Origin of the sequence: Janthinobacterium sp. BJB301, assembly GCF_002735685.1 — a bacterium.
Taxonomy (GTDB): Bacteria; Pseudomonadota; Gammaproteobacteria; order Burkholderiales; family Burkholderiaceae_D; genus Janthinobacterium; species Janthinobacterium lividum.
Window position 1 is genome coordinate 487,241 of the sequence record NZ_PDZJ01000002.1, and the last position, 13,262, is coordinate 500,502.

At 62.7% G+C, this 13,262-nt stretch carries 10 protein-coding genes; 6 read left to right on the plus strand and 4 right to left on the minus strand.

Features of this window, described 5'->3' with window-relative positions:
* Nucleotides 1-62 precede the first annotated feature (62 nt).
* On the minus strand, nucleotides 63-2,759 hold the full coding sequence (gene aceE, locus CSQ91_RS15515; RefSeq protein WP_034786560.1) for a pyruvate dehydrogenase (acetyl-transferring), homodimeric type: 2,697 nt from the start codon (nucleotides 2,757-2,759) through the stop codon (nucleotides 63-65).
* 536 nt (nucleotides 2,760-3,295) lie between these two features.
* On the opposite strand from aceE, the gene folD reads away from it, so the two are divergent.
* The 5 genes from folD (at nucleotide 3,296) to CSQ91_RS15540 (ending at nucleotide 8,554) form a co-directional block, all read left to right on the plus strand.
* Nucleotides 3,296-4,141 (plus strand): bifunctional methylenetetrahydrofolate dehydrogenase/methenyltetrahydrofolate cyclohydrolase FolD, encoded by an 846-nt coding sequence (gene folD, locus CSQ91_RS15520; RefSeq protein ID WP_099388874.1) that lies wholly within the window; start codon nucleotides 3,296-3,298, stop codon nucleotides 4,139-4,141.
* Between the two features lie 120 nt (nucleotides 4,142-4,261).
* Nucleotides 4,262-6,346, plus strand: a complete 2,085-nt coding sequence (locus tag CSQ91_RS15525; RefSeq protein ID WP_373630521.1) for a M3 family metallopeptidase — start codon at nucleotides 4,262-4,264, stop codon at nucleotides 6,344-6,346.
* Nucleotides 6,347-6,351: 5 nt separating this feature from the next.
* Nucleotides 6,352-6,777, plus strand: a complete 426-nt coding sequence (locus CSQ91_RS15530; protein ID WP_034786773.1) for a DNA polymerase III subunit chi — start codon at nucleotides 6,352-6,354, stop codon at nucleotides 6,775-6,777.
* Nucleotides 6,774-7,142, plus strand: coding sequence for a hypothetical protein (locus CSQ91_RS15535; RefSeq protein WP_099388875.1), 369 nt, complete (start codon nucleotides 6,774-6,776; stop codon nucleotides 7,140-7,142). The genes CSQ91_RS15530 and CSQ91_RS15535 overlap by 4 nt, the downstream gene beginning before the upstream one ends.
* 269 nt (nucleotides 7,143-7,411) lie before the next feature.
* Nucleotides 7,412-8,554: a branched-chain amino acid ABC transporter substrate-binding protein gene (locus CSQ91_RS15540; RefSeq protein WP_070301412.1), complete on the plus strand. Its 1,143-nt coding sequence runs from the start codon at nucleotides 7,412-7,414 to the stop codon at nucleotides 8,552-8,554.
* A gap of 91 nt (nucleotides 8,555-8,645) precedes the next feature.
* Here the strand turns inward: CSQ91_RS15540 and CSQ91_RS15545 are convergent, their stop codons facing one another.
* Entirely contained in the window at nucleotides 8,646-9,548 is a 903-nt protein-coding gene (locus CSQ91_RS15545) for a LysR family transcriptional regulator (protein WP_099388876.1), read from the minus strand.
* A gap of 91 nt (nucleotides 9,549-9,639) precedes the next feature.
* On the opposite strand from CSQ91_RS15545, the gene CSQ91_RS15550 reads away from it, so the two are divergent.
* On the plus strand, nucleotides 9,640-10,653 hold the full coding sequence (locus CSQ91_RS15550; protein ID WP_099388877.1) for an NAD-dependent epimerase/dehydratase family protein: 1,014 nt from the start codon (nucleotides 9,640-9,642) through the stop codon (nucleotides 10,651-10,653).
* A 21-nt stretch (nucleotides 10,654-10,674) separates the two neighbouring features.
* On the opposite strand, the gene CSQ91_RS15555 is transcribed toward CSQ91_RS15550, so the two are convergent.
* Nucleotides 10,675-10,986 (minus strand): c-type cytochrome, encoded by a 312-nt coding sequence (locus tag CSQ91_RS15555; protein WP_034786554.1) that lies wholly within the window; start codon nucleotides 10,984-10,986, stop codon nucleotides 10,675-10,677.
* 345 nt (nucleotides 10,987-11,331) lie between these two features.
* Complete coding sequence (ilvD, locus tag CSQ91_RS15560) at nucleotides 11,332-13,197, minus strand: dihydroxy-acid dehydratase (protein ID WP_034786553.1); 1,866 nt, start codon at nucleotides 13,195-13,197, stop codon at nucleotides 11,332-11,334.
* Nucleotides 13,198-13,262: the final 65 nt, after the last annotated feature.

Here is a 13,262-nt window from a genome sequence, read left to right on the forward strand (position 1 = left end):
CCCGCACACACGCCAGGGCGGCACTTTCGCACCGCCCTGGCATCATCGGGTCCGCACAACGATTACTGGGTCACCGGATTCGGTTTGTTCGCGTCGATGCCGTACTTGGCGATCGCCTGCTCCACCACCGACACGTCGATCTTGCCTTCGTCAGCCAGCGATTTGAGCGCGGCCACGGTGACATAATAACGGTTCACTTCGAAGAACTCGCGCAGCTTGGCGCGGCTGTCCGAGCGGCCAAAGCCATCGGTGCCCAGCACTTTATAAGTGCGGCCCTTCGGCATGAAGGCGCGGATCTGTTCTGCAAACGCGCGCATGTAGTCGGTCGTGGCGACGATCGGGCCGTCCGTGTCCTGCATCAGCGACGTCACGTACGGCACGCGCTGCTCTTTCGACGGGTTGACCATGTTCCAGCGTTCCGCATCCTGGCCATCGCGGGCCACCAGGGTCAGCGACGGCGCCGACCACACGTCCGCAGCCACGCCCCAGTCGTTTTGCAGCAATTCGGCGGCGAAGATCGATTCGCGCAGGATGGTGCCGCAACCGATCAGCTGTACGCGCAGCTTGGCGTCAGCCTGGCCTTCCTGCAGCTTGTACATGCCTTTCAGGATGCCTTCTTCCTGGCCTGGCTTGATGCCTGGCTGGGCGTAGTTTTCGTTCATGATCGTGATGTAGTAGAACACATCTTCCTGGTTGGCGATCATGCGGCGCAGGCCGTCCTGGATGATGACGGCGACTTCATGGCTGAAGGTCGGATCGTACGGCATGCAGGTCGGGATGGTCGCGGCGAAGATATGGCTGTGGCCATCTTCGTGCTGCAAGCCTTCGCCGTTCAGGGTCGTACGGCCAGCCGTGCCGCCCATCAGGAAGCCACGGGCGCGCATGTCGGCCGAAGCCCACACCTGGTCGCCGATGCGCTGGAAGCCGAACATCGAGTAGAAGGTGTAGAACGGGATCATGATGCGGTCGTTGGTCGAATACGACGTCGCCGCGGCGATCCACGAGCTCATGCCGCCCGCTTCGTTGATGCCTTCTTGCAGGATCTGGCCAGCCTTGTCTTCGCGGTAGTACATGACCTGGTCTTTGTCGACTGGCTCGTACAACTGGCCTTTCGGGTTGTAGATGCCGATCTGGCGGAACAGGCCTTCCATGCCGAAGGTACGCGATTCATCGACCAGGATAGGCACGACGCGCTGGCCCAGGTTCGGGTCTTTCAGCAGGGTCGAAATGACGCGCACAAACGCTTGCGTGGTCGAGATTTCACGGCCTTCCGGCGTCGCTTCCAGCACGTTCTTGAAGGCGTCCAGGCCAGGCACCGGCAGGGTTTCTTCCGACTTCTGGCGGCGCTGCGGCAGGTAGCCGCCCAGGGCCTTGCGGCGCTCGTGCAGGTAGACCATTTCCGGCGCGTCGTCGGCCGGCTTGAAGAACGGGATGTCGGCCAGCTTGTCGTCAGGGATAGGCAGCGAGAAGCGGTCGCGCATTTCGCGGATGGCTTCGTCGTCCAGTTTTTTCGTCTGGTGCGCCGTGTTGCGCGCTTCGCCGGACTTGCCCATGCCGTAGCCCTTGATGGTTTTCACCAGCAGGACGGTTGGCTGGCCCTTGTGTTCCTGGGCGATCTTGAATGCCGCGTAGATCTTGTGCGGATCGTGACCGCCACGGGTCAGGCGCCAGATGTCGTCGTCCGTCATGTTGGCAACCATTTCCAGCAGCTTCGGATGCTTGCCGAAGAAGTGCTTGCGCACGTAGGCGCCATCTTTCGCCTTGTAGTTCTGGTATTCGCCGTCGACGGTTTCCATCATCACGCGCTGCAGGATGCCTTCCTTGTCCTGTGCCAGCAGGGCGTCCCAGCCCGGGCCCCAGATGACCTTGACGACGTTCCAGCCGGCGCCGCGGAATTCGCCTTCCAGCTCCTGGATGATCTTGGTATTGCCGCGCACAGGGCCGTCCAGGCGCTGCAGGTTGCAGTTGACCACGATGACCAGGTTGTCGAGCATGTCGCGTGCGGCCAGGCCGATCGCGCCCAAGGACTCTGGCTCGTCCATCTCGCCATCGCCGCAGAAGGCCCAGACCTTGCGGTTGTCGGTCTTGGCGATGCCGCGTGCGTGCAGGTATTTCAGGAAGCGCGCCTGATAGATCGCCATGTGCGGGCCCAGGCCCATCGACACGGTCGGGAACTGCCAGAAGTCAGGCATCAGCTTCGGATGCGGGTACGAAGACAGGCCCTTGCCATCGACTTCCTTGCGGAAGTTCAGCATTTGCTCTTCCGTCAAACGTCCTTCGAGGAAGGCGCGCGCGTAGACGCCGGGCGAGGAGTGGCCCTGGATGTACAGCAGGTCGCCGCCGTGGTCGGCCGTTGGCGCGTGCCAGAAATGGTTGAAACCGATGCCCAGCATATTCGCCAGCGAAGCGAACGAGGACAAGTGGCCGCCCAGGTCGCCGTCGGCACGGTTGGCCTTGACGACCATGGCCATGGCGTTCCAGCGCATCCACGAGCGCAGGCGTTCTTCGTATTCGAGGTTGCCGGGACAGTGTGCTTCTTGCTTGGTGGGGATGGTATTGACGTAGGCGGTGGTGCTGGAGAACGGGATCTGGGCGCCGCGGCGGCGAGCCAGGTCAACCATGCGCTCCATCAGGTAATGCGCGCGTTCCGGACCTTCATTTTCCAGAACGGCTTCGAGCGCGTCCAGCCACTCCTTGGTTTCCTGCATATCCGGGTCGGTGCCGATCTGTGTCGTTACCTGGTTCAGTTGAGCTGACATCTGTTGAGTCTCCTTTGTGAACGCCCCACCCCGATTTTCCGGATCGCTGTCGGACGGTATTTCGCTGATTATTTACTATTAAGTCGGTTTAGTGTGGGGATTCTAACAGCGTATTTACTATTTTTCAAATTACGATATAGCATTTCACATCATGAAATCACTCTATGAAATTTATGCTGCGCTGCCGCAAATTCTGCCCGGAAATTAGGGTGATCAAAGTGCCAAAAACGGCGCCAAAAGAACCGCAGGCCCTTGCACTCCCTAGGCCACCAGCACACCAGCAAAACGCATTAACGCCCCAGTCGTCCGCACAGGCATACCGGGCCAAGCGGGCCTGAAAAATGTCGAGGGCAAGGCGCGGCGACGCAGACAGTACGCCAGTACGGCAAGGAGCTGCAACGCCGCCATCGGCATTTTCTCAGGCTCGCGTCTCTGGCCCGCTGTTGTTACGCCTTTGCATAGCCAAAACCGCCCCTTTGCGCCGCCCGGCTTTATAATCTGACTTTTCCCTCCTACCAGCTCTCAGCCTCCCTACCATGCCAGCACAACTGATCGACGGAATCGCCCTCTCCCAAAAACTGCGCAGCGAGATCGCCACGCGCGCCGCCGCCCTCACGGCCAAGGGCACCCAGCCCGGCCTGGCCGTGATACTCGTCGGCGAAGACCCGGCCAGCCAGGTGTATGTCCGCAACAAGGTCAAGGCGTGCGGCGACGTGGGTTTTCACTCGGTGCTGGAAAAATATGAAGCGGACCTGTCTGAAGCGGACTTGCTGGCACGCATCGCCAGCCTGAATGCGGACCCGGCCATCCACGGCATCCTCGTGCAGATGCCCTTGCCCAAGCACATCAACCCGCACAAGGTCATCGAAGCGATCGCCACGACAAAAGACGTGGATGGCTATTCCGTGCTGAGCGCCGGCGAACTGATGACGGGCTTGCCCGGCTTCCGCCCTTGCACGCCGTATGGCTGCATGAAACTGATCGAAAGCACGGGCGTGGACTTGCGCGGCAAGCACGCCGTCGTCATCGGCCGCAGCAACACCGTCGGCAAGCCGATGGCCCTGCTGCTCTTGCAAGCGAACGCTACCGTCACCATCTGCCATAGTGCGACACCGGACCTGGGCCTGTACACGCGCCAGGCGGACGTGGTCGTGGCCGCCGTCGGCCGCCGCAACACCCTGACGGCCGACATGGTCAAGCCGGGCGCCATCGTGATCGACGTGGGCATGAACCGCGACGATGACGGCAAGCTGTGCGGCGACGTGGATTTTGCCGGAGTGAAAGACGTCGCGTCGCACATCACGCCCGTGCCGGGTGGCGTGGGACCGATGACGATCACCATGCTGCTGATGAACACGGTCGAAGCCGCCGAGCGCATTTAAGAGGAGCACCTGAGAAAACGTCCATGGCTGCGTTGCAGTGCCTCGCCGTACTATTCGTACTGCCTTCGGCACCGTGCCTTGCCCTGAACGTTTTTCAGGCGCTCCATATATGAAGACAGAATGGACGAACCGACGATGAACACCAATCCCCTGCTTGATTTTTCCGGCCTGCCACGCTTCGACGCGATTACGCACGAGCATGTCACGCCTGCCATCGATACCTTGCTGGCCCAGGCGCGCGCCACGGTGGCGCGGCTGGAAGCGCCCATGGAAGAAGTGAGCTGGGAAAACTTCGTTGCGCCCCAGGACCAGATCGCCGAAACCCTGGGCCGCGCCTGGAGCATCGTCAACCACCTCAACAGCGTGATCGATACGCCGGAACTGCGCGCCGCCTACAATGCGAACCAGCCCAAGGTGACGGAATTCTTGACCGAACTGGGCCAGAACGAAATCCTCTTCGGCAAATACAAGCAATTGCAGGCCCGCGCCGATTTCGCCAGCCTGTCGCCAGCGCGCCGCCGCATCGTCGACAATGCCGTGCGCGATTTCCGCCTCGGTGGCGCTGAGTTGCCCGAGGACAAGAAAGAGCGCTTTGGCGCCATCCAGGAAGAACATGCGGCCGTCTCGACGCGTTTTTCCGAAAACGTGCTCGACGCCACCAATGACTACAAGCTGCTGGTCGAGAGCGAAGCTGAACTGGCCGGCTTGCCCGACGACGTGAAGGCGGCCGCGCGCGCCGCCGCCGACAAGGCGGGTAAGCAAGGCTATGAATTCTCGCTGCACTTCCCGTCCTATTACCCGATCCTGCAATTTGCCGACAACCGCGCGCTGCGCGAAACTATCTACCGCGCCAACGCCACCAAGGCCTCGGACCAGGGCGACGTCTTCAGCAAGAAAGAGGACTGGGACAATACGCACAACATCGTCACCTTGTTGCGGCTGCGCAACGAAGAAGCACAGCTGCTCGGCTACGCCAATTTCGCCGAAGTGTCGCTGGTCTCCAAGATGGCCACCTCGCCCGCGCAAGTGATCGCCTTCCTGGAAGACCTGGCGAAACGCGCGCGCCCGTTCGCCGAGAAGGACTTGGCAGAACTGAAACAATTCGCGAAGGAAGAGCTGGGTATTGCCGAACTGCAAGCGTGGGACGTGCCTTACGCTTCCGAAAAACTGCAGGAACGCCGCTACGCGTTCTCGGCCCAGGAAGTCAAACAGTATTTCCCTGAACACAAGGTGATCGACGGCCTGTTCCGCCAGATCCAGAACCTGTTCGCCGTCGAGATCAAGCCCGATACGGCGCCCGTGTGGCACCCGGACGTGCGTTTCTACCGCATCGAGCGCGACGGCACACTGGTCGGCCAGTTCTACCTGGACCTGTATGCGCGCGCGGGCAAGAGCGGCGGCGCCTGGATGGACGACGCGCGCGGCCGCCGCGCCGACGCGCAACACGTGCAAACGCCGATCGCTTATCTCACCTGCAACTTCACGGAACCGGCCGTGGTCGACGGCAAGGTACAGCCAGCCCTGTTCACGCACGATGAAGTGATCACCCTGTTCCACGAATTCGGCCACGGCCTGCACCACATGTTGACGGTGGTCGACGAGCTGGGCGTGTCGGGCATTGCCGGCGTCGAATGGGATGCCGTGGAACTGCCGTCGCAATTCATGGAAAATTTCTGCTGGGAATGGGACGTGCTCGAACACATGACGGCGCATGCCGTCACGGGCGCGCCGCTGCCGCGCGCGCTATACGACAAAATGCTGGCCGCCAAGAATTTCCAGTCCGGCTTGCAAACCCTGCGCCAGGTGGAGTTTTCCTTGCTCGACATGCATTTGCACTATGACTACGATGCCAGCACGGGCCAGAGCGTGCAGCAACTGATCGACGGCGTGCGCGCCAAGTTCGCGCTGCTCATCCCGCCCCCGTTCAACCGCTTCCAGAATTCCTTTGGGCATATCTTCTCCGGCGGCTATGCGGCTGGCTACTACAGCTACAAATGGGCCGAGGTGCTGTCCGCCGACGCGTATGCGGCGTTTGAAGAAGCCAGGGCGCTGGGACCGGCCGCCACCACGGCGGCAGGCAAGCGCTACCTGCAGGAAATCCTGTCCGTCGGCGGCTCGCGCCCCGCGCTGGAATCGTTCACGGCCTTCCGTGGCCGCGAGCCGTCCATCGACGCTCTGCTGCGCCACAGCGGCATGGCCGCTTGATCGCCATGAGCCGCGTCGATTTTCACAGCAATGTGCCGGACAAGCTGGCCTACGCCTGCCGCCTGGCCCGCAAGGCGTATATGGCCGGCAACAAGGTCGTCGTGCTGGCGGCCGACAGCGCCCAGCTCGACGCCTTGAACAGCGCCATGTGGACCATTTCCGCCACGGATTTCCTGCCCCACGTGCTGGCCGGCGATCCGCTGGCGGCGCAAACGCCCATCATCCTGACCGATGACGAGGCGGCCGAGCTGCCGCACCACGACATCCTCGTCAACCTGTCGCAGTTGCCGCCCGCCAATTACGCGCAATTCCAGCGCGTCTTCGAGATCGTCTCCATGGATGAGCAGGATGCGCAGGCGGGCCGCCAGCGCTTCCTGCATTACCGCCAGCAGAACGTTCAGCCGACGCACTTCGTGGCAGGGAAGACATGAATCAACCGCCATTCGACCAGGGCATCCCCCTGCTGACGGAGGTGCTGCTGGGGCCGGAGGCGGCGCCCGCCATGCCAGTCGAGCCTGTTGTCGAGGCAGCGCCGGCGTTGCCTCCAACGGTGGCACAACCCGACTGGGACGCCATCGAACAGCGGCTGACGCAACGCATCCTGCACCAGGTGCAGGGCAAGATCGACCATCTGCTGGAAGAGCGCATCGCCCACGTCCTGCAGACGGCCCTGCAAAACGCCCTGATCGGCATGCGCGGCGCCCTGCGCGAAGATCTGCAGCAGTCGCTGGAGCAGATCGTCGCGCATGCCGTGAGCCACGAGCTGGGACACTTGCACCCTCCCGCACAGCCCTGAGTAGCGCCAGCATCGTCGGGTTACGCGCTGCGCGCTAACCCGACCTACCCATCTACCCTATTCCTTCTTGCAACGCCATTCTTTGGTGCGCTCGCGCCTGCGAAATCGGTGCATCGCGCCTCACTTTGGTGATTGTTGCGACAAAATGTAAAAAGCCCGAAATGCGGCTTTGCGCCGCCTGTTTTTTGTTGTACCTTTCTTCACACGTACCGCCTGTCGAAGCGGTTTTCACGAGACGCCGCCGTATCTTTATCCATTGGAGAATGTTTATGCTGCTCAAGACCAAAGTCCTTCCTCTCGCCCTTGCCCTTGCCTTTGCCGGCCATGCGGGCGCACAGGAAATCATCAAGATCGGCCACGTCGCCCCGGTCTCTGGCGCCAGCTCCCACCTGGGCAAGGATAACGAGAACGCGGCCAAGATGGCCATCGAGGATTTGAACGCCAAAGGGTTCAAGATCGACGGCAAAGCCGTGAAATTCGTGCTGGTCCCCGAAGATGACGCAGCCGATCCCAAGCAGGGCACGGCCGTGGCGCAAAAGCTGGTCGACGCCAAGGTCAACGGCGTGGTCGGCCACCTGAATTCGGGCACGACGATTCCCGCCTCGCGCATTTACTTCAATGCCGGCATTCCACAGATTTCACCGGCGGCCACCAACCCGACGTATACCCAGCAGAAATTCAACACGGCCTTCCGCGTCGTCGCCAATGACAACAAGCTGGGCGGAACGTTGGGCGCGTATGCCGTGGGCAAGCTGCAGGCGAAGAAAATCGCCGTCATCGATGACCGCACGGCCTACGGCCAGGGCGTGGCGGAACAATTCGTCAAGGGCGCCAAGAAGGCGGCCCCAGGCGTGCAAATCGTCGGCAAGGAATTTACGAATGCCAACGCGACGGACTTCAATGCCATCCTGACCAGCATCAAGTCGAAAAATCCCGACCTGATCTTCTTTGGCGGCATGGACTCCGTGGGCGGCCCCATGCTGCGCCAGATGAAGGCGCTGGGCATCAAGGCCAAGTTCATGGGCGGCGATGGCTTGTGCACGGAGCCGCTGGGCAAGCTGGCAGGCGACGCCGTGGGCGAAGACATGGTCACCTGCGCGGAAGCGGGCGGCGTGACGGGCGCGCAGCAAAAAGGCATGGACGACTTCCGCGCCCGCTACAAGCAGAAATACAATATGGAAGTGCAGCTGTACGCGCCATACGTCTACGATGCCGTGATGACCATGGCCACCGCCATGGCCGACGCGAAATCGTCGAAACCGTCCGTCTACCTGCCTTTCCTGGCCAAGGTGCACTACCAGGGCGTGACGGGCCCGATCTCGTTCGACGCCAACGGCGACATCAAGGATGGCGCGCTGACCTTGTTCACCTATCGTGACGGCAAGAAGACCAAGATGGAAGTAGTCAAATAATAGAACCTACTGCGCGGCGCGATTTGCGGCCTGCGATGCTCACTGTGCATTCGCACAGCTCCGCTTCTCAGCCACAACTCACATCCGCTCGCTACGGTTCTTGCTGCCCGGCTACATAAGCCAGTAACCCTTCGGCCAGCGCGTCGAAGGTGGCGCGGCAGCGCAGGCTGCCGCGCAAGTCTTCATGCATGGTGACCCAGGTTTCCATCGGTAGCGCAAACGCTTGCGGCAACACGCGCCGCAGGGCAGGATTGCGCGCCGCCAGACCCGCCTGGCACACGCCGATGCCGGCGCCCGCGCGTATCAGGGCCAGTTGCGCCAGGTCGCTGTCGCTGCGCCAGGCAAAATTTTCCCGCGCAAATCCGTTGAAAGCCGCACCCGCGTTGCGCACGAAGGGGCTCGCCTCGTCGTAGCCGATGACGGCATGCTGCGCCAGATCGGCCAGTGCCAGCGGCGTGCCATGCCGCGCCAGGTAATCCACGTGGGCATGCAGGCCCAGTTCGATATCGCCCACCTTGCGCGCCACCAGCTGTTCCTGGCGCGGCCGCAGCATGCGCACGGCGATGTCCGCTTCCCGTCGCAGCAAATCCTGCACCTTGTTACTCAATACCAATTCAATGGTCAAGCCCGGATGGCGCGCGCGCAGGCGGGCCAGGATGGGCGGCAGCACCTCGACGCCCACCACTTCGCTGGCCGCGATGCGCACGACGCCGGCCACGCCCTGCCCCTGGCTGCTGGCGGCGCGCTGCATCAGGGCGGCAGTATGTTCCATGGTTTCCGCATGGGGCCGCAGCGCGAGGGCCACTTCCGTGGGCAGTAAACCCAGCTGGGAGCGCGTGAACAGGGTCGCGCCCAGCGCCTGCTCGAGCGCGGCGATATGCCGGCCGACAGTGGGCTGCGTGATGCCCAGCGCGCGGGCTGCGCCGGACAGGGAACCGTGCTTCAGCACGGCCAGCAGCGAACGGTAGTATTCCCAGGCGATCGAGGTGGTCATACATAAATGTATAGCCTATGGTCGATGCTCGTCAATTCCCAATTAGCCTTGCGCGGCAGATACTGGCTCCATCAACCACACGGAGGACAATATGGACAAAACGGTATTGGTACTGGGCGCGACGGGCGGCATCGGCGGCGAGATGGTCCGCCAACTGCAGGCGGCAGGCTGGCAGGTGCGCGCCCTGACGCGGGGAGAAACGCCATCGCCACGCGGCGATCACGTCGAGTGGCTGCGCGGCGATGCGCTGTCGCGCGCGGACGTGCTGGCGGCCGCCAAAGGCTGCGCTGTCATCGTGCACGCCGTCAACCCGCCCGGCTACCGCCACTGGGGCCGGCTGGTGCTGCCCATGCTCGACAACACGATTTCAGCGGCGATTGCCGAGGGCGCCACCATCGTGCTGCCGGGCACCGTGTACAACTTCGGTCCCGACGCCTTTCCCGCATCGGGAGACTTACTTGCGGAAGATGCGCCGCAACGCCCGCTCACGCGCAAGGGCGCCATCCGCGTGGCACTGGAAGCGCGGCTGGAATGGGCCAGCACGCAGGACGCCAGGGTCATCATCGTGCGCGCGGGCGACTTCTTCGGCCCCCGCGCCGGCAACAACTGGTTTTCGCAGGGGCTGGTGAAACCGGGCCAGCCCGTGCGCAGCGTGCTGTATCCCGGTGCGCACGGCGTCGGCCACCAGTGGTCCTACCTGCCCGACGTGGCACGCACAATGCTGCAATTGCTGGCCATGCGCGCCACCTTGCCGGCCTTCTCTCGCTTTCACATGGCCGGCCACTGGGACCACGACGGCCGGCAAATGACGGGCGCGATTGCCCGCGTGGTGGAACAGGCGACAGGAACTGCGCCCGCCATCCGGCGTTTTCCGTGGTGGCTGGTGGCGCTGGCGTCGCCGTTCGTGGCGACCCTGCGCGAAATGCGCGAGATGCGCTATCTGTGGCAAACGCCCTTGGCCATGGACAATACGCGGCTGCTGGCCGTGCTGGGCCAGGAGCCGCATACGCCGCTCGACGAGGCGGTGCGGGCGACATTGGAAGGCATGGGCAATCTGCAGAAGGCAGCGGGCAAAAAAAACGCGCCGGGATTGCCGGCGCGCTGATTGCAGTTACTGCGGCACAGATTATTTCTGTGCGAGTACCCATTTGACCAGGGTGTGGGCTTCCGCATCGCTCACTTGCGGGTTCGCTGGCATCGGGATCGCGCCCCAGGTGCCGGAACCGCCCTTCATGACTTTCGCCACGAGCTTGGCTTCCGCGTCTTTCTGACCGGCATACTTGGCAGCCACGTCCTTGAACGCAGGGCCCACCAGTTTCGTGCTCACCGCGTGGCAAGCCATGCAGTTTTTTGCTTTCGCCAGGTCCGGATTGGCCAACGCTGCTTGCGATGCCAGAGCCGATACGGCCAATACACTCACCAACATAAAACGTTTCATTGTCTTTTCTCCAAAGTTACTTCCTGCGGCATTTTACTGTGTTTCCGCAGATGCACCACGAGCCCAGATCAAGCGTTTCAATGTAGTAACGCAATGTAGTCAGGAGGCATGCTTATTCTGCCCCATCTGCGCGTCCATGACCATGTTGTTTGTAAGGCGATGTAACGACAGCCGGCCCCGCGCAGCAGATCGGGGCCGGCTGTCTTACCTGCGCAACAGTATCCAACACCTGGCAAAACCGTAGCGAGCGGCAGCGAGTTGTGGCTGAGAAGCGTAGCTGTGCGGATGCACAGTGAGCATCGCAGGCCGCAAATCGCGACGCGCAGTAGGTTTTGCCTGGTGTGGTCAGCGCTTCTTCAGTTGGGAGAGATCGCGCACGGCGCCCCGGTCAGCCGACGTCGTCAGCGCCGCATACGCCTGCAGCGCCTGCGACACATAGCGCTCGCGGTTGACGGGCAGCCAGGCCGCGTCGCCCTTCGCTTCCATGGCGGCGCGGCGCGCGGCCAGTTCAACGTCCGTCACGCGCAAATTAATGGTGCGCTCGGGGATGTCGATGTCGATGAAGTCGCCCTCTTCCACCAGGCCGATGGCGCCGCCTTCGGCAGCTTCCGGCGAGGCGTGGCCGATCACCAGGCCCGAGGAACCGCCCGAGAAGCGCCCGTCCGTGAACAGCGCGCACGCCTTGCCCAGACCTTTGGATTTGATGTACGAAGTCGGGTACAGCATTTCCTGCATGCCGGGGCCGCCTTTCGGGCCTTCGTAGCGGATGATGACAACGTCGCCTTCATGCACGGTATCGGCCAAAATCGCTTCAACAGCGGCATCCTGGCTTTCGAACACGCGCGCCTTGCCCGAGAATTTCAGGATGCTTTCATCGACGCCTGCCGTCTTGACGATGCAGCCCTTTTCCGCCAAGTTGCCGTACAAGACGGCCAGGCCGCCATCCTGCGAGTAGGCGTGCGCCTTGTCGCGGATGCAGCCCGTGCTGCGGTCCGTGTCGACTGCCGCGAAGCGCTCCGATTGCGAGAACGCCGTCTGCGTCGGCACGCCGCCCGGGGCGGCGCGGAACAATTCATGCACGGCCGGATTGTCCGTGCACATGATGTCGTTTTGCGCGATGGCGTCGGCCAGGGTCGGCGCATGGATGGTCGGCAGGGTCGTGTTCAGCAGGCCGGCGCGTGCCAGTTCGCCCAGGATGCCCACGATGCCGCCCGCGCGGTGCACGTCTTCGATATGGTATTTGTCCGTCATCGGCGCGACCTTGCACAGGCACGGTACCTTGCGCGAGATGCGGTCGATGTCGGCCATCGTGAATTCCACTTCCGCTTCGTGCGCGGCGGCCAGCAAGTGCAGCACGGTATTCGTCGAGCCGCCCATGGAAACGTCGAGCGCCATGGCGTTTTCAAATGCGGACTTAGTGGCGATCGAGCGTGGCAGCACCGAGTAATCGTCCTGCTCGTAATGGCGCTTGGCCAGTTCGACGATCAGGCGGCCCGCGCGCAGGAACAGCTGCTGGCGGTCCGAGTGCGTGGCCAGGATGGTGCCGTTGCCGGGCAAGGCCAGGCCCAGCGCCTCGGTCAGGCAGTTCATCGAGTTGGCCGTAAACATGCCGGAGCAGGAACCGCAGGTAGGACAGGCCGAGCGTTCGATCTCGGCCACGTCGGCGTCGGAGACCGTGCTGTCGCCGGCCTTGATCATGGCGTCGACCAGGTCCAGCTTGATGATCTTCTGCGTGCCATTGACCACCTTGACGACCTTGCCCGCTTCCATCGGCCCGCCCGAGATGAAGACGACGGGGATATTGATGCGCATGGCGGCCATCAGCATGCCCGGCGTGATCTTGTCGCAGTTCGAGATGCAGACCATGGCGTCGGCGCAGTGGGCGTTGACCATGTATTCGACGGAGTCGGCGATCAGGTCGCGCGAAGGCAGCGAATACAGCATGCCGCCGTGGCCCATGGCGATGCCGTCATCGACGGCGATGGTGTTGAATTCCTTGGCTACGCCGCCGGCCGCCTCGATTTCGCGCGCCACCATCTGGCCCAGGTCTTTCAGGTGCACGTGGCCGGGCACGAACTGGGTAAACGAGTTGACGACGGCGATGATCGGCTTGTCGAAGTCGCCGTCCTTCATGCCGGTGGCGCGCCACAGGGCGCGGGCGCCAGCCATGTTGCGGCCGTGGGTGGTGGTGCGGGAGCGGTATTGCGGCATGATGGACCTTCCAAAAGTGTTGGTGCCTGACTGTGCGGGTCTGCAGTAAAACCCTGCATGCAGTG